The 15,260-nt window shown below is 72.3% G+C and carries 16 protein-coding genes; 9 read left to right on the top strand and 7 right to left on the bottom strand.

Annotated features, from left to right (window positions below; translation table 11 throughout):
• Positions 1 to 3 precede the first annotated feature (3 nt).
• On the top strand, positions 4 to 1,530 hold the full coding sequence (locus SALPAC4_RS0123395; protein WP_019872437.1) for a glycerol-3-phosphate dehydrogenase/oxidase: 1,527 nt from the start codon (positions 4 to 6) through the stop codon (positions 1,528 to 1,530).
• A 68-nt stretch (positions 1,531 to 1,598) separates the two neighbouring features.
• Here SALPAC4_RS0123395 and SALPAC4_RS0123390 read toward each other — a convergent pair whose 3' ends face one another.
• The 5 genes from SALPAC4_RS0123390 to SALPAC4_RS0123365 all read right to left on the bottom strand — a co-directional run bounded on the left by SALPAC4_RS0123390 (position 1,599) and on the right by SALPAC4_RS0123365 (position 4,090).
• Positions 1,599 to 1,982 (bottom strand): hypothetical protein, encoded by a 384-nt coding sequence (locus tag SALPAC4_RS0123390; RefSeq protein WP_019872436.1) that lies wholly within the window; start codon positions 1,980 to 1,982, stop codon positions 1,599 to 1,601.
• Between the two features lie 71 nt (positions 1,983 to 2,053).
• Positions 2,054 to 2,494: a hypothetical protein gene (locus SALPAC4_RS0123385; protein ID WP_018742242.1), complete on the bottom strand. Its 441-nt coding sequence runs from the start codon at positions 2,492 to 2,494 to the stop codon at positions 2,054 to 2,056.
• A gap of 355 nt (positions 2,495 to 2,849) precedes the next feature.
• The gene (locus tag SALPAC4_RS0123375) at positions 2,850 to 3,149 is read right to left on the bottom strand and encodes a BON domain-containing protein (RefSeq protein ID WP_018730546.1); all 300 of its coding nucleotides are present in this window, start codon (positions 3,147 to 3,149) and stop codon (positions 2,850 to 2,852) included.
• A gap of 72 nt (positions 3,150 to 3,221) precedes the next feature.
• The gene (locus SALPAC4_RS0123370; RefSeq protein ID WP_019872434.1) at positions 3,222 to 3,749 is read right to left on the bottom strand and encodes an STAS domain-containing protein; all 528 of its coding nucleotides are present in this window, start codon (positions 3,747 to 3,749) and stop codon (positions 3,222 to 3,224) included.
• The gene (locus tag SALPAC4_RS0123365; RefSeq protein ID WP_019872433.1) at positions 3,746 to 4,090 is read right to left on the bottom strand and encodes a hypothetical protein; all 345 of its coding nucleotides are present in this window, start codon (positions 4,088 to 4,090) and stop codon (positions 3,746 to 3,748) included. The genes SALPAC4_RS0123370 and SALPAC4_RS0123365 overlap by 4 nt, the downstream gene beginning before the upstream one ends.
• Before the next feature lie 173 nt (positions 4,091 to 4,263).
• Here SALPAC4_RS0123365 and SALPAC4_RS0123360 point away from each other — a divergent pair, with 173 nt between their 5' ends.
• From SALPAC4_RS0123360 to SALPAC4_RS0123350, 3 genes are read left to right on the top strand one after another with little or no spacing between them, the layout of a single operon-like run.
• Positions 4,264 to 4,938 carry a response regulator transcription factor gene (locus SALPAC4_RS0123360; protein ID WP_018730543.1) on the top strand — a complete coding sequence of 225 codons (675 nt, stop codon included), beginning with the start codon at positions 4,264 to 4,266 and terminating at the stop codon, positions 4,936 to 4,938.
• Positions 4,935 to 6,287, top strand: a complete 1,353-nt coding sequence (locus SALPAC4_RS0123355) for a sensor histidine kinase (RefSeq protein ID WP_027645032.1) — start codon at positions 4,935 to 4,937, stop codon at positions 6,285 to 6,287. The genes SALPAC4_RS0123360 and SALPAC4_RS0123355 overlap by 4 nt, the downstream gene beginning before the upstream one ends.
• Entirely contained in the window at positions 6,284 to 6,841 is a 558-nt protein-coding gene (locus SALPAC4_RS0123350) for a GerMN domain-containing protein (protein WP_019872431.1), read from the top strand. Before SALPAC4_RS0123355 ends, SALPAC4_RS0123350 begins: the two co-directional genes overlap by 4 nt.
• 43 nt (positions 6,842 to 6,884) lie before the next feature.
• Here the strand turns inward: SALPAC4_RS0123350 and SALPAC4_RS0123345 are convergent, their stop codons facing one another.
• Positions 6,885 to 8,375, bottom strand: coding sequence for a coiled-coil domain-containing protein (locus tag SALPAC4_RS0123345; RefSeq protein WP_019872430.1), 1,491 nt, complete (start codon positions 8,373 to 8,375; stop codon positions 6,885 to 6,887).
• A gap of 256 nt (positions 8,376 to 8,631) precedes the next feature.
• On the opposite strand from SALPAC4_RS0123345, the gene SALPAC4_RS0123340 reads away from it, so the two are divergent.
• Positions 8,632 to 9,531, top strand: a complete 900-nt coding sequence (locus SALPAC4_RS0123340; protein ID WP_019872429.1) for a siderophore-interacting protein — start codon at positions 8,632 to 8,634, stop codon at positions 9,529 to 9,531.
• On the opposite strand, the gene SALPAC4_RS0123335 is transcribed toward SALPAC4_RS0123340, so the two are convergent.
• Positions 9,491 to 11,869 carry a CDP-alcohol phosphatidyltransferase family protein gene (locus SALPAC4_RS0123335; RefSeq protein WP_019872428.1) on the bottom strand — a complete coding sequence of 793 codons (2,379 nt, stop codon included), beginning with the start codon at positions 11,867 to 11,869 and terminating at the stop codon, positions 9,491 to 9,493. The two genes, SALPAC4_RS0123340 and SALPAC4_RS0123335, sit on opposite strands and share 41 nt — an antisense overlap.
• An 87-nt stretch (positions 11,870 to 11,956) precedes the next feature.
• Here SALPAC4_RS0123335 and SALPAC4_RS0123330 point away from each other — a divergent pair, with 87 nt between their 5' ends.
• Genes SALPAC4_RS0123330 through SALPAC4_RS0123315 form a run of 4 tightly spaced genes read left to right on the top strand, consistent with a single transcriptional unit; the run spans position 11,957 to position 15,216 of the window.
• Positions 11,957 to 12,937 carry a zinc-dependent alcohol dehydrogenase gene (locus SALPAC4_RS0123330; protein ID WP_027645031.1) on the top strand — a complete coding sequence of 327 codons (981 nt, stop codon included), beginning with the start codon at positions 11,957 to 11,959 and terminating at the stop codon, positions 12,935 to 12,937.
• Positions 12,938 to 12,941: 4 nt separating this feature from the next.
• On the top strand, positions 12,942 to 13,340 hold the full coding sequence (locus tag SALPAC4_RS0123325) for a 6-pyruvoyl trahydropterin synthase family protein (RefSeq protein ID WP_018730536.1): 399 nt from the start codon (positions 12,942 to 12,944) through the stop codon (positions 13,338 to 13,340).
• Positions 13,337 to 14,371: a glycosyltransferase family 4 protein gene (locus SALPAC4_RS0123320; RefSeq protein WP_019872426.1), complete on the top strand. Its 1,035-nt coding sequence runs from the start codon at positions 13,337 to 13,339 to the stop codon at positions 14,369 to 14,371. The genes SALPAC4_RS0123325 and SALPAC4_RS0123320 overlap by 4 nt, the downstream gene beginning before the upstream one ends.
• Complete coding sequence (locus tag SALPAC4_RS0123315; protein WP_019872425.1) at positions 14,368 to 15,216, top strand: hypothetical protein; 849 nt, start codon at positions 14,368 to 14,370, stop codon at positions 15,214 to 15,216. Before SALPAC4_RS0123320 ends, SALPAC4_RS0123315 begins: the two co-directional genes overlap by 4 nt.
• The last annotated feature ends 44 nt before the right edge of the window (positions 15,217 to 15,260 follow it).

The raw sequence follows: 15,260 nt of genomic DNA, 5'->3' as shown, positions 1-15,260 counted from the left end.
GGCATGGACGCCAAGCTGACCGGGCCGCGCCGGGACCGGGAACTCGCCGAACTGGCCGATGGTGCCGCCGTTGACCTCCTCGTCGTCGGGCTGGGCGTCACCGGCGCGGGCGTGGCGCTGGACGCCGCCAGCCGTGGCCTCTCCGTGGCCGCCGTCGAAGCCCAGGACCTGGCCCACGGCACGTCCCGCTGGAGTTCCAAGCTGGTCCACGGTGGACTGCGCTATCTCGCCCACGGTCAGGTTCGCATCGCCCACGAGAGCGCGGTCGAACGGCACGTCCTGATGACCCGCACCGCCCCGCACCTGATCCGGGCGCTGCCGATGCTGCTACCCACCACCGACTACACCGCTGGTTGGCGGGACCGGGCCGCGGCGGTTGGGCTCCGCGTCGGCGACCTGCTACGGGTCGGCGTGGGGACCACCCGTCGGACCCTGCCGGGCACGCGACGGCTCGGTCCGGCCGAGGCGGGCGCGATGGCGCCGGCGTTGCGCCGAGTCGGCCTCCGCGGTGCCCGGCTGTCCTGGGACGGTCAGCTCTGCGACGACGCCCGGCTCGTGGTCGGTCTGGCCCGTGCGGCGGCGGCGCGCTCCGCCCGCATCCTGTCCCGTGCGCGCGTGGTCGACCTGCACGGCGACGGCGCCACCGTCGAGGACACCCGTACCGGGGAGACCGTGCGCATCGCCGCCCGCGCCGTGATCAACGCGACCGGTGTCTGGGCAAGCGGCCTGACCCCACACGTGCGCCTGCGGCCCTCCCGCGGCACCCACCTCGTGCTGCCCGCCGCTGCGCTGGATGGGCTCTGGGCCGGTCTGACCATCCCGGTCCCCGGCGAGTTCACCCGCTACGTCCTCGTGCTGCCCCAGACCGACGGCCTGGTCTACGTCGGGCTGACCGACGAGCCGCTGGCCGGACCCATCCCGGAGGTACCGGAGCCCACCGAGTCCGACATCGCGTTCTTGCTCGACGTGCTCAACGGTGTCCTCGACCGGCCCCTGCGACGCAGCGACGTCCTCGGTGCCTACGCCGGACTCCGGCCGTTGCTCGCCGACGCCGCCGACCGTACCGCCGATCTTTCCCGACAGCACGCCGTCATCGACGATCCGGACGGGATCATCAGTGTTGTCGGCGGAAAGCTCACCACCTATCGACGGATGGCCGAGGACGCCGTGGACACCGCGGTGCGTCGTCGGAACCTGGTCGCCGGCGCCTGCCGTACCCGCCGTCTCCCGCTTCCGGGCGCCGCGAGCCCCGCGCACCTGGCCCGGGTCCCGGCCCCTCGGCGTCTGGTCGCCCGCTACGGTGTCGAGGCGGTCCACGTCCTGGCCGAGGCGCCAGCGCATCTCCATCGGCCGATCGGCGAAGAGATTCCGGTCACCGGCGCCGAGTTACTCTGGGCCGCCCGGCACGAACTCGCCCGTACCGTTGATGATCTGTTGGACCGGCGAACCCGCCTCGGTCTCGTTCCTGCCTACCGGGACGCGGCGCTACCGGTGGCGGGTGAGGTCCTTGAGCTCGCCGCGACCCGGTGAACGGCGTCGCGTCGCCGACCCCCGCGGTGGCGAGCGCGAAACCCCGGGGACCAACCCGGCCGGTACGGCTACCGGTCCCCGGTCGGCTCGGCCCGGACCTCGCCCGACGTTTGGGTGCGTCGGCGGTCCTCGCGGACTGCGTGCCGGATCGACTGGAGGGAGGCGTCCGGCGCGAAGATCAGTGCGTACCAGCTGTCCAGTGTGGTGCGGAGGTGGGCGATGCTGGCCTGGAGTCGGCGGCTTCGCTCGTTCGAGGCGCGTAGCTGCTCCCGGATCGTCTGCGCCTCGGCCTCCAACTCGGCCATCCGGATCCGCATCGGCTGCACCAGGGTCAGCGCTGTATCGGTGATCACGCCAGCCGCCTCGGCGCGGAACTTTCCCCGCTTCACCACCACCGCGGCGATGGTCGCGAATCCGCCAGCGCCGCCCAGGACGCCGAGTACCGACAGCACGACCTGGAGCCACTGTGGGGCGGCAGCTGCCGCGTCGGTCGCGGGTGGAGGTGGGGGCGGGGGCGGGGGTGTCATGGGAACTCACCAGCCAGGTCCGGGGCTGGGCGTTGCGGCTCGACCAGCCGGTACAGATCGTGTAAGAGCTCCCCGCCCCGCCACCATGAAGCGAGCGCCACCGCGGTGAGGAAGCCGACGGAGGTGACGGCCGCCAGACCGCCACCCACCCCCATGGTGATCGCGTACATGCTGGTGACAGTGCCGAGCATCAGCATGGATGCCAGCTCCAGCCCGAGCCCGGTGGCGTACCGGCCTGGCCACAACAGCCCGGCGATGCCGATCAGGCCGGCGACGATCAGCCCCAGCTGCCAGCCGATGCGGATCGGCTGCGGCATGGCGACCCCCAACGAGGGTGGCGCTCCCAGGACGAGCATCACCGTGCCGCACATGGGCGAGGTGAAGACGACAGCGTTCTCGAAGGGCCGTCGATTCCGCCAGATCAGCTTTTTCCGCACCGCAGCTCCTCAAAGGTCACTCGCCGAGCCGGTCTCAGGGACACGCTCGGACCGGCGCTGCGCGAGGAGGGGATGACGACGAGCGTCATTGATTGCCGATAGCTCAGTCATATCACCCGGCAAAGCTGTCGCCCAAAAGATGCTGAGATCCGACAAAACTGCAGGTCAGGAGGGGTGTAGTGGCGACTCGCTAGACCGCACACGTCCACCCTGAACACGTGCTGGATGGTTCCCTCGATATCACTCTAGGCGGCGACCGGCCCGGTTTGCCCGACCGGCCGTACCTCGCCAACGGCAGGAAACCCTGAGAGCGGCTTCAGTTCGTCCACGGTCAGCTCGCCCTCGTCGCTCACGCTCAGCGCTGCCGGCGTCCACGCTGCGCTACCCGCAGGGTGTTGCACACGTCAACCACCCCGGGGATGTCCCATGCGAGCTCGCCCGCGACCTGCCGGGTTTCGAGGTCGGCGGTCATACCGGCCAGGATAATCACCCGATTCTGGACGGTCACGGTGATCTGCTGGCGGCGCGTCGTCCAATCGGTGCTGAGCCGTTGGGCGGCTATCGCGGCGAGCCGAGCGTCCTCGTTGGGGTGGGCTGGCGGGTCCCAGGCCGGGTGGAATGGGTCGTCTTCGGGCGAGGGCCAGGGCATGACCATATGGCAGTCCTCATCGCGGGAGCTGGCAGCGGGGCGCGGCCGGTCGCGGGTCGCGGGGCGACCGTCCGCTGTTCACACCAGCACCTTGGGTTCGTTCGCTGTGTCTGGTTGGTCGGTGACGACGGGGAAGGCGGTGTCCAGGCGCATCGTGTGTAGCACGGTCAACACGAACCGGGAGGGCGCGTGGAGGCACAGCTCCGCGCCGCGCTGACGAGCCTCCTGTCGGGCTCGGACGAGCAAACCGAGGCCGACGGAGTCGATCTGCTCAACGGCGGAGAGGTCAACGATGACGCGCCCCTCGTGCTCGGTGGCATCGCTCAGCGCGGTGCGGAGCGGATCCGCCGTCGTGGCGGCCTCGGTGACCTCGTCGTGGTCGGGATCCCCGAGCGGCTGGACGGGGACGCCTCGGCCGGGTGGGGGTGGGGTGCATCCGGCGCATCGGTGGGGACCGGTGGCGAACGGAGACCCGCTCCAGCCATGCTCGGATACGAGTGTCCAGACCACTTCGTCGTCGGGTAGTACGACGGCCGTGCTGGCGGCGGTCTCTCCGCAACCATCGCAGATCAGGGTCATCATGTTGTCGTCTGGCACGACGGTCATGGTCGGTTCCCTTCCTGGTCCGCTGGCGTCGAGGGGTCGCCGGTGGCCCGCAACCGGCGGCTGGACCGCCTGGTCGGCCCTGGCGTGTGTCGCGCCGTCACGACCGCGAGGGTAACCGCGGCGCCGGCGAAGCCGGCCTGCACGGCCAGCCGCAGCACGGAGGGAGCGGCGACATCGACGCCAGCGACTCGGGCGATGATGGTGCCGAGCAGGGCGGCGCCGAGACCTACGGCGATGGCCAGCCACGCCGGGGCGGCGTCCCGGCCCGGGAGAACGAACCGTCCGAGCAAGCCGACGGAGGCGCCGATGACGAGGGCGTGGATGAGGGCGTTGCCGGTCACTGCTGCCTCCTCTCGGTGGGACGGGGGCCAGTTGGCGCGACGAACGGCCCGACACGCCTCTCACCCTCTAAGCGGGTCGTGTAGCGGCCGGTGCAGTTGGATGACAGTCAGATGACAAATCTGTCGGCTGCCCCGGAGTGGGTGGTCGCCGGGACGCCGGGGATGATGCCGTAATGACCGCGGTACTGGTGATCGAGGACGACGACCGGATCCGGTTGGCGCTGCTGCTCGCTCTGGAGGAGGAGGGCTACACCGCGCGGGGGGCGGCGACCGCCGAGGAGGGGCTGCGGATGCAGCGGTCCGATCCGGCCGACAACGTACTGTTCGACCTGATGCTGCCCGGTATCGATGGGTTTGAGGGGATCCGCCAGCTGCGCCGCGACGACGATGTCCCGATCGTGGTCGTCAGCGCCCGGGACGACACCCACGACATCGTCGCCGCGTTGGAGGCCGGTGCCGACGACTACGTGGTCAAACCGGTCGCGATCAAGGAGTTGTCCGCCCGGCTGCGGGCGCTGCGACGGCGCGCCCGGGCGGTGGCTACCCCGCTCGCGGTGCAGGTTATCGGCGACCTGGAAATCAGCGCGGAGGCGGGGGAGGTGCGTCGTGCCGGCGAGCCGGTGCCGTTGACCCGCACCGAGTTCCGGCTCCTCTGCGAGCTGGCCGAGCACGCCGGGCGGGTGCTGTCCCGGCAGCAGTTGCTGCAGCGGGTATGGGGATACGACAGTGGCGACGAGCGCCTGGTGGACGTGCACGTCGGGCGCCTGCGCCAGAAGATCGAGGCGGAACCGGGTAACCCGCGACACCTGGTTACGCTCCGTGGCCTCGGCTACAAGCTGCAGCGATGAGACATCTTGGGCTCCGCGCGCGAGTGACGGCCGGGTTCGCCGTCGGCGCCGCGTTGCTGGCCGCCTCGATGGCGTTGATCTCCTATGACCTGACCCGGCGCAGTCTGCTCGATGAGCGGGAACGCACGGCCGTACGGGCCGCCTACTTCGACGCGGGCGTCGTACGCATCGGGTTGAACACTGACGAGCCCGATGTCGTCGAAGTGCTTCGCTCGTTGGACACCGGCAGCTCCCGGCGACCCCTGCTCCACCTCGACGGCTCCTGGTACGGGCGTACCGCCGAGACGGCGGCGACGAGTGTGCCGGCGGCCCTGCAGCGGCAGGTCCGGGCCGGACAGCCCGGGGTGCAGCGGGTCCGGTTGGCCGGGCAGGCGACACTGCTGGTCGGGGTACCCCTGCCCGACGGCGCCAGCTACTACGAGCTGACCTCCCTACGGGAGTTGGAGGAGACCTTTCAGGTTCTCGCGCTGGCGTTGACCGCCGTGGCGATCATGGTGGCCGGCTCCGGCGCCGCCTTCGGCTGGTATGCGACCCGGCACAGTCTGCGTCCGTTGACCGCCGTCGCGGACGCCGCCGAGCGGATCTCCGCCGGCGACTTCACGACCCGGCTGGCGCCGGCGACGGACCCGGATCTGACCCGCCTGTCGACCTCCTTCAACGATATGGTTGACCAGCTGGCCAGACGGATCGAGCGAGACCGGCGCTTCGCTGCCGACGTGAGCCACGAGCTGCGCTCGCCGTTGCAGACCCTCTACGCCGCCGCGAGCGTGCTGACCCGTCGGCGGGGACACCACGACGAACGGACCGCGACCGCGGCGGGGCTGGTGGCCGACGAGATCGGCCGGTTCCAGCAACTGGTCAACGATCTCCTGGAGCTGGCCCGTACCGACCAGCCCGCCCAGCGGGAGTCGGTGGACATCGTCGCGCTCGCCGGTGAGGTGTGCCAGAGCCGGGGATGGCCGGAGACCCTGGTGCGGCCCGAACCCGGCACGCCGACGGAGTGGCGGGTGGACCGGCGGCGTACCGAGCAGCTGCTGGTCAACCTGCTCGAGAACGCGGTCCGCTACGGCGGTGGCCCGGTCGCCATCCGGCTGTCGGCCGTCGGCACCACCGGCGTCGTTGAGGTGGACGACGCCGGTCCGGGCGTACCGGTGGCCGACCGGGCAGTGATCTTCGATCGTTTCGTTCGCAGCCGTGCCGCCCGCGCCCGCGGGGGCACCGATGGCACCGGGCTCGGCTTGGCGATCGTCGCGCAGCACGCCACCGCCCACGGCGGAGACGCGACGGTCGCCGACCGACCCGGGGGCGGGGCGCGGTTTCGGGTGGAGCTGCCCGGGAGCATGGAATGAACGCCCGCCTGGCGGTGGCCGCGCTGCTGGTGCTGCTGGCGGGTTGCGGCGTACCCACCGACGACGGGCCGCGGGCGGTAGAGGCGCCGTACGGGCCGTTCCCGACCCCGGGTACGGCGGTCTCCGACCCGGCCGGGCGGTTCACCGAGGCGCTCTACTTCGTCCGTGACGACCGCCTGGTCCTGGTCCGCCGTCGCCTCGACCTGTTGCCCACGGTCAACCAGCACTTGCAGCACCTGCTGGCCGGTCCGAACGAGGCCGAGCGGGCCGAGGGGCTGGCCACCGCGCTCTTCGGCGCGGTCACCGTGGCCGGCATCCGCATCACCGGGACGCGGGCCGAGGTGCACGTACCGCCGGTGGCGGACGGCGCCGGTCGGAGCGACGAGGTCTTCGCCTTCGGCCAGATCGTCTGCACCCTCACCGCTCGTCCGGAGGTTGACGCGGTGTCGTTCCTGCGCGACGGCGAGCCGCTGGGCGTCCCCCGGGCGGATGGGTCGTTGTCGGAGGGGCCGCTCACCGCTGCCGACTACGCCGAGCTGTCCGACTCGGATTGAGCGGTGGCGGTCGAGCTGTCCGGCACCGACGTAGCGGTGGCGATCAGCCGGCGACCGGTACCGTCTCGCCGGGCAGGGTCGGCTCGTCGCGGTGTACCGAGGCGGCGCCGGGCAGCTCCGATGTCTCGCCGTTGTGCCCGACGTCGCCGGCCGCGCCACCAGTGTCCTCGTCCGGCTGTTCTGGCTGCTGGCCGTCGGCCGAGTTGTGCGGCTGACTGGGTGCTGGTGTTGGTGCGTCGCCGCCGGCGGGGACGTTGCGGGCGACTACCTGCGGGTACTCCGCGGTCGCGGCACCGCCCGTCGCGGCTGCCATGACCGCCGCCGCGGCCAGGTCGGCCACCCGCTTCGCCTCACGCTTGACCCGCGACCTGACCTCCTTGGCGTGTTGGTCGGCGTAGTCGGCCGCGCGCCGCGCCTCCTCCAGCCGGTGCAGCTCGTCGGCGAGCTCCCGGCGGGTCGTGCTGAGTCGTTGCTGCTGCTTGATCAGCTCCTGGTCGATGGCGTTGCCGTCCTGGCGGACCTGCGCGAGTTGCTGCTGGCCGGCCTCCAGCTCGGACTGGAGCCGGCCGAGCCCCTCCCGGCGGTCTCGGATGTCCTGCTGCACCGCGGCGAGCTGCTGCTGGTGGCTGGCGGCCTGTTCGTCGATTCGCTGGCGTACCTTCGCGGCGTACTCCTGCGCCTCGGCGATGAGCGCGGTGATCTCCTGCTCGGCGGCGGTGCGTTGGGCCGCGAGTTCCCGTTCGGCGGTGGCTCGCTGCTCGGTCAGCTCCTGCTCGGCGCCGGAACGCTTGTCGGTCAGCTCCCTTTCCACAGTGGACTGCCAGCGGGTCAGCTCCTCCTGGGTTCGGGTCCGGGCCGCCTGCACCTCCTGCTGGATCTGGGTGCGGGCGGAGCTGAGGAACGCCTCGGCCTCGGCCCGGGCCTGCTCGATCCGCTGGGCACTCTGCTCGTCAACCTGGATCGCCTCCTGCCGGGCCCGCTCGTGGGCGGCCTCGCCCGCCTCCCGCAGTTGGTCGGCGGCGGCGCGGATCTCGGCCAACTCGGCCTGGGCGGCGGCCCGCCGCTCCTCGTCCACCTGCTCCTGTTCGGTGCGCCGGGCAGTCAACTCCGTTTCGAAGTCGCGCATCGTGCTGGCCGCCTGTTCCTGGGCGTCAGTGAGCGTCCGCTCCGCCTCCGCCGTGAGCTCGGCTGCCCGCTGTCCGGCCGCCTCACCGATCACGTCGGCCTGCCGTTCGGCCAGCGCCAGGATTTCTTCGACCATCGGTCCCAGATCGCGGAACGCGGCGCGGTCGACCCGGGCCGGCCGCTCGCGTAGTTCGGCGACCTCCGTCTCCAGGCCGGCGAGCTGGGCCGTCAGTGCCTCGGCTCGGGCGTGTGCCTGGTTGCGGTCGGTCACGGCCCGGAGCAGCTCGCCGTCGAGCTGGTCAAGGTGCCGCTCCACCTGCCGTTTGTCGAAGCCGCGCATGGTGACGTCGAAAGCCGGCCGCGACACCTTGTAGTCGCTGGCCGCGAACGACTCGTCGCCGTGGGACATGGCTGCATCCTCCGTACGATCGCTAGCGCCACGCCGGGGCAGGGGCCACCCCACGGGCAACGGTGTGGCGACACGCTACCGCCGTCGTGGTGTGGGCTGAAGACCTGCCCCGCCCTTGGGGCAGTGATGGCGAACTGTCGGCCGGTCGAGCCGTTCGACTGCGTCGATCTCCACTTGACAGCGGTCAAGGTAAGGCTAACCTAACTGGGTCGAGTGCGGCGCGGGACCGGTTCCCACGTCCGACCCGGAAGGCATCATGACTCAGACCCTGCCCGTTGCGCCCTGGCGGCTGTTCACCGTCGAGGTTCGCGCCGTGCGCCGGCTCAGCCCGTCGTTTGTGCGGGTTACCTTCACCGGCCCGGACCTGGACCGGTTCGCCGACAACGGCTACGACCAGCGCGTCAAGCTCGCATTCCCGCTGCCGGGTGAACGGGGAGCCGGGTTGCCGGAGGGGCCGGACTGGTATGCCCGCTGGCGTGCACTGCCGGAGTGCCAGCGCAATCCGATCCGCACCTACACCGTCCGCGCCGCGCGCCCCGAGCTCTCCGAGGTCGATGTTGACCTCGTTCTGCACGGTGACGGCGGGCCGGCGACCCGCTGGGCGCGCCGGGTGCGGCCCGGGGACCAGATCGTGATTGTCGGCCCGGATGCGGGCTACGACGGTGAACACGGCGGTGTCGAGTTCCGGCCACCGGCCGCCGCGAAGCTTCTGCTCGCCGGCGACGAGACGGCGGTGCCGGCGATCTGTTCCATCCTGGAGCGGCTCCCGGTCACCGCCCGTGGTCGGGTGCTGCTGGAGGTGCCCGAGGTCGACGACGTGCAGCCGGTGGCGGCGCCACCCGGGGTGGCGGTGCGCTGGCTGGCCCGGGGCGGGCACCCGCATGGCGCCCGACTCGTGCCGGCCGTGTCGGCCGCGGCCGCGGAGCTGATGTCCGGCCCGTCGGTCGGGGCGCCGGTCGCGGAGATCAACCTGGACGCGGAGCTCCTCTGGGAGGTGCCCAGCGCCGTTCTCCCGGTCCCGCTCTACACCTGGTTGGCGGGTGAGGCGGGCGTCATCCGTACCCTCCGTCGTCATCTTGTCACCGAACGCGGCTTGGATCGTCGGGCGGTGGCCTTCATGGGCTATTGGCGCCTCGGTCGCCCCGACCCGGCCTGACCGATGCGGCGAGGGCGGGGGAGAAGGCGGCCAGGAAGCGGTCCCGGAATTCGTCCATCCGCCACACCGGAGCCTCCGGTGCGGGACGGAGCCCGTCCGGCCAGCCCCATCCGTCGACCCGTGCCAACACGCCCGGATCGCGGGCGACGAGGTGGACCGGTACGTCCCGGCTGGCGCCCGGACCGGTGATCACCGGTGCCGGCTGGTGGTCACCGACCACGATCAGCACCAGGTTGTCGTCGCCGTACCGCTGCACGTAGGAGATGAGCGCGCCCAGGGTGTACTCGATGGAGCGGCGGTACCCGATGCGGGGCTGCGTTGACGAGCTGCGTTCGCTGGCGTCGTGGAAGACCCGGCCGTCGCCGAGGGTGTCCCAGTCAACCAGCCTCGGGATCTGGGTCCAGGGCGAGTGGCTGGAGACCAGGGCCAGTTCGGCCATCACCGGCCGCCGGTCGGTGCCGGCCAACTCCCGCTGGTGGAAGGCGGAGAGGGTGTACTGGTCGGGCATCGGGGCGAAGCCGAACCGGGGGCCCTGGTAGCCGAGGTGGTACTCGTCATAGAACCGTTCGTAGCCGTAGAAGGCCCCCTCCGGCCAAGGCTGGTTGACCGCCGGCATCACCCCCACCGTCCGCCAGCCAGCCCGCTGGAACGCCGCACCGAGGGGGGTGCGATCGCTGGCCAGCAGCGTACGGTGCCGCTGGTTGTTGTCGATCCAGAGCCCGGAGAGTAGCGTCGCGTGGGCCAGCCAGCTGCCCCCTCCGGCGGTGGGCGAGGTGAGGAAGGCGCTCCGGGTACCGAAGCCAGCGGCGGAGAGCCGCCGCTGCCCCTCGTCGAGCACCGCCTCAACAGCGCCGAACTCCGGCTCCTGCACCACGTCCCGCCCGTAGCTCTCCACGAAGGCGACCAGGACATCCTTGCCCTCCAGCGCGGTCAGCAGCTGATCGTCGGGGACCAGGCGGTACGGGTCGATGTTCACCCGGTCGGCGAAGCTCGCGCGGTCCCGAAGGCGTGCCTGCACCTGTGCGGCGTGTGCCCGGACCAGGTCGGTTGTAGCCGCGTCGGCCACCGGGAGAGCAGGGACGATCCGTACCCCGGTGGCGGCCGCCACCAGCCAGAGCGCCGCCAGGCCCGCGAGTACCCGCCGCGCGCTGTCCGGGTGCCCGGTCAGCAGCCGACTCAGCCGCAGGACCGCCCAGGTGGTGACCGTCAGCAGCGCCACCACCAGCAGGCCGGCGCCGACGGACGCCGCGATCGCGCTCCCTCGGCCAACCGAGGTGCTGACGAAGGTGAACGTCTCGTCGAGGAGGCGCCAGTCCAGGGCCAGGTCGACCGGCCGCCCGAGGGCGCTGTGGAAGCCCAGGTCGGCGGCCTTGACCACCACCAGCAGCCCGAGCAGCGTCCCCGCCAGTGCGGCCACCGGCCGCCGTAACCGGGTGGGAACGGCGAGCAGGACAGCCGCCAACGCGAGACCTTCCAGCGGGATCCGCAGTAGCACGGCGGGTACCAGCTGACTGGGCTGCCGCGGCACGGTGAGGGCGACCAACGCCAGCAGCACCGCCAGCGTGGCGGGTACCCGCCGCCACCATGCCGGCCAGCGCAGTCCCGCTGCCTTGGTGGGTGCCGTCGCCAGCGGGGTCGCCGGCGTGCGGTCCCGGTGCCGCCACCGCCAGGCCACGTCCCGGCCAAACGACTCCAGCTGCAGCACCAACACCGCCAGCGAGAGCAGCCCGCCGACCGTGCTCGGCAACAGTCGGGACGTCACCACCAGCAACACCACGCCGAGGGCCGCGGCGACAACCTTCCGCCAGTAGCGCGGCGGTAGCGGACCGCGCAGCCAGGGCAGGGCCCAGCCGGCGACGAGGAAGAGGTACCGCATCGCACCGAGGACGAGCACCCAGGGCCCCACCACGGGTGCCACGTGCAGACTGAGCACGGCCACCAGGATGCTGTCGATCTCCATGTCGAACCGGGCGCCGAACGCGCTCTCGGTGCCGGTGCGCCGGGCCACGTACCCGTCGACCGCGTCCAGCGACAGCGCCACCGCGGCGAGAGCGGTGAGCAGCCCGACCGGCGTCGGGCGGCCGGTGAGCCCGTCAGCCACCAGCGCGACGACCGCTCCGATGAGCACCGCCCGGGTCAGCGTCACCCGGTCGGCCGGCCCGAGGCCCCTCGCCGCCCGGTGCAGGCCGTGACTGAGCGCCCGGCACAGCACCAGCCCGTACGCGAGGCCGGCGAACCAGCCGACGGCGCCGAGCCCCACCGTCCCGGCCAGCCCGACCAACAGGAGAATCTGAACGGACAGTCCGGTCAGCGGACCGCTCCGAATCGTGGCCACCACGCCTCCGCGTCTATGATCGACAACTCTGACAGGGCCTACGGGCGGCGCGTCGCTCCGGTTCGCCGGAGCGACGGAGAGGAGCAACCGGTGAACCAGACCGCCCGCGCCTTCTGGCTGGCCACGCCCGGGCGGGGTGAGATCCGCTCGGTGCCGGTGGCCACCCCGGACGCCGGCGAGGTGCTCGTCCGGACCCGCTACTCCGGTGTGAGCCGCGGCACCGAGACGCTGGTGTTCACCGGTGGTGTCCCGAGCGGACAGTATTCGGCGATGCGTGCCCCGTTCCAGGAGGGTGACTTCCCGGCCCCGGTCAAGTATGGCTACCTGAGCGTCGGCGTGGTCGAACAGGGTCCGCCCGGACTGCGCGGGCGAACCGTCTTCTGCCTGTACCCGCACCAGACGGCGTACGTGGTCCCGGCCGAGGCCGTGGTGGTGGTGCCCGAGCAGGTGCCAGCGGCGCGTGCGGTGCTGGCTGGCACGGTCGAGACCGCGGTGAACGCGCTCTGGGACGAGCCACCCCTGGTCGGTGATCGGGTCACCGTGGTCGGTGCCGGGATGGTCGGCGCGGCCGTCGCGGCCCTACTGACCCGGTTCCCCGGCGTGCGGGTACAGCTCGTTGACGTGGACCCGACGCGGGCCGCGCTCGCCGGGACGCTCGGCGTCGAATACGCCGCACCGGCCGCCGCGGCGACCGGACAGGACCTGGTGGTGCACGCCAGCGCGACCGCCGCCGGCCTGCGTCGCTGCCTGGAACTGGTGGCGCCGGAGGGCACGGTGCTTGAGCTGAGCTGGTACGGCGACCGCGAGGTGGCGCTGCCGCTCGGCGCGCAGTTTCACACCGGCCGGCTCACCCTGCGTAGCAGCCAGGTGGGACGGGTCGCCCCGGCCCGGCGGAGCCGGCGAAGCCCCGCCGACCGGCTCACCCTGGCGCTGGATCTCCTCGCCGACCCGGTCTTCGACACTTTGCTGACCGGGGAGTCTCGGTTCGCGGACCTGCCCGACGTGCTGCCCCAGCTCGCCGACCGGCGGTTGCCGGCCCTCTGCCACCTCATTACCTACGACGGAGAGTGACACTGTGTTCAGCGTGACCGTCCGGGACCACATGATGATCGCCCACAGCTTTCAGGGCGAGGTGTTCGGTCCCGCCCAGCGACTACACGGGGCGACGTTCGTGGTGGACGCGACCTTCCGCCGCGGTGACCTGGACGCTGACGGAATCGTGGTCGACATCGGTCGGGCCACCGCGCAGCTGCGCGCGGTCCTCGCCGAGCTGACCTACCGCAACCTGGACGACGAGCCCGAGTTCGCCGGGGTGAACACCACCACCGAGGTACTGGCCCGCACTGTCGCCGACCGGCTCGCGGCTCGGGTGCGGGCGGGGGAGCTGGGCGCGGGCGCCGGTGGCCTGACCGGCATCAGCGTCACCTTGCACGAGTCGCACGTCGCCTGGGCCAGCTACGAACGGTCGTTGTGACCCGCGTCCTGCACGCGGTGCTGCCGGGCGACGTGGACGATCCGACCACGCCGAGTGGCGGCAACCGGTACGACCGGCGGGTCCTTGACGGGCTGGCGGCCGCCGGCTGGCCGATCCACGAGCACCCGGTGCCCGGTGCCTGGCCGTACCCGGCGAGCGCGGAGCGCTCTGCCCTCGCCGGGGTGCTCAACGCACTGCCGTCCGGGTCACTCGTCCTCTTCGACGGGCTCGTCGCCAGCGCGGTGCCGGAGCTCCTGGCCCCGAATGCCGGGCGGCTGCGCCTGGCGGTGCTGGTGCACCTGCCGCTGGCCAGCGCGGCGGAACGGGTCGCCCTGCGGCACGCGGCGGTGATCGTGGCGACCAGCACCTGGACCCGCCGGTGGCTGCTCGACCGGTACCAACTGCCCGCCGAGCGGGTGCACGTCGCGGTGCCCGGAGTTGACCGGGCCGCCGTCGTACCTGGCTCGGCAGCGGGCCAGCGGCTGCTCTGCGTCGCCGCCCTCACCCCACACAAGGGACACGACACGCTGGTTGACGCCCTCGCCATCGTCAGAGAGCTAGCCTGGCGCTGTGACTGCCTCGGGCCGCTCACCCAGGACCCGGGTTTCGTTCAGCGGCTCCGGCGACGGATCGACGACCTGCACCTCGCCCGGCGGGTGCACCTCGCCGGACCCCGCACCGGTTCCGCCCTGGCCAGCGGGTACGCCACTGCCGACCTGCTGGTGCTGGCCTCCCGGGTCGAGACGTACGGAATGGTGGTGACGGAGGCGCTGGCGCGGGGCGTACCGGTGCTGGCTACCACCGCCGGTGGGTTGCCCGACACCCTCGGCCGCGCCCCCGACGGGGCGGTGCCCGGAATGTTGGTGCCCCCAGATGACCCGGCGGCCCTCGCCGGCGCGCTCCGCCGCTGGCTCGCCGACCCGGCCTTGCGGGACCGGCTGCGTTGCGCCGCGCGTGCCCGCCGGGAGACTCTCACCTGTTGGACCACCACCACCATGTCGCTCGCGGCGGCGCTGGAAGGAGCGAGATGACGAAGCGGGGCTGTGACCTCGAGCTGGGCCTGCCGGCGGCCTTCGCGGACTGGCTCATCCGGCGTGAGCCGGCCGACGCCGCCGCCCGCGTCGTCGACCTCGCCGACCGGCTGCGGGCCCGGCTCACCGGCACCCGCCCGGTGGTGGTCCACGACCTTGGCAGCGGCACCGGTGCGATGGGCCGGTGGCTCGCTCCGCGCCTACCCGGGCCCCAACACTGGGTTCTGCACGACGGGGACGCCGGCCTGCTGGCCCGGGCCGCCGCCGACCCGCCACCGGTCGCCGCCGACGGGACCCCGGTCACCGTCGAGACCCGGCGGGGAGACCTGACCCGGCTTACCGCCACCGAGCTGGCCGAGGCCGACCTGATCACCGCCTCCGCGTTGCTGGACATGCTCACCGCCGAGGAGGTCGGACGGGTGGCGGCGGCCTGCGCCGGGCGGCCGGCTCTCGTTACGCTCTCGGTGGTCGGCCACGTCCGGCTCGACCCCGTGGACCCGCTCGACGCGGAGGTCGCCGCGGCCTTCAACGACCACCAGCGCCGTACTGTTCGGGGACGGCGGCTACTCGGTCCGGACGCGGTGGCCCGCACCGCCGCGGCCTTCGCCGGGCAGGGCGCTGCGGTCACGCTGCGGTCCAGCCCGTGGCGGCTCGGTCCCGCCGACGCGGGCCTGTTGGGGGAGTGGTTTGCCGGCTGGATCGACGCGGCCCGGGAGCAGCGCCCCCAGCTGGCCGGCCCGCTGACCGGGTACGCGCGTCGTCGCCGGGATGAACTTGCTGCCGGCCGGTTGTCCGTGCTGGTAGACCACCAGGACCTGTTGGCCCTGCCGACGGTGCACCTGTGACCGCTGTGGAGGGTGCCCACGGCACGGAAGTAAAGCGGGTAGAG

This window comes from Salinispora oceanensis, assembly GCF_000383575.1.
Lineage (GTDB): Bacteria > Actinomycetota > Actinomycetes > Mycobacteriales > Micromonosporaceae > Micromonospora > Micromonospora oceanensis.
Note: the sequence above shows the minus strand (reverse complement) of the source record. Positions and strands in the feature narration are given on the sequence as shown.

Bases quoted from the DNA above. Each gene is read 5' to 3' on its own strand.
- SALPAC4_RS0123395 (WP_019872437.1), top strand. From the start codon at position 4: ATGGACGCCAAGCTGACCGGGCCGCGCCGGGACCGGGAACTCGCCGAA.
- SALPAC4_RS0123375 (WP_018730546.1), bottom strand. From the start codon at position 3,149: ATGGTCATGCCCTGGCCCTCGCCCGAAGACGACCCATTCCACCCGGCC.
- SALPAC4_RS0123340 (WP_019872429.1), top strand. From the start codon at position 8,632: ATGACTCAGACCCTGCCCGTTGCGCCCTGGCGGCTGTTCACCGTCGAG.
- SALPAC4_RS0123355 (WP_027645032.1), top strand. From the start codon at position 4,935: ATGAGACATCTTGGGCTCCGCGCGCGAGTGACGGCCGGGTTCGCCGTC.
- SALPAC4_RS0123350 (WP_019872431.1), top strand. From the start codon at position 6,284: ATGAACGCCCGCCTGGCGGTGGCCGCGCTGCTGGTGCTGCTGGCGGGT.
- SALPAC4_RS0123360 (WP_018730543.1), top strand. From the start codon at position 4,264: ATGACCGCGGTACTGGTGATCGAGGACGACGACCGGATCCGGTTGGCG.
- SALPAC4_RS0123315 (WP_019872425.1), top strand. From the start codon at position 14,368: ATGACGAAGCGGGGCTGTGACCTCGAGCTGGGCCTGCCGGCGGCCTTC.
- SALPAC4_RS0123370 (WP_019872434.1), bottom strand. From the start codon at position 3,749: ATGACCGTCGTGCCAGACGACAACATGATGACCCTGATCTGCGATGGT.
- SALPAC4_RS0123345 (WP_019872430.1), bottom strand. From the start codon at position 8,375: ATGTCCCACGGCGACGAGTCGTTCGCGGCCAGCGACTACAAGGTGTCG.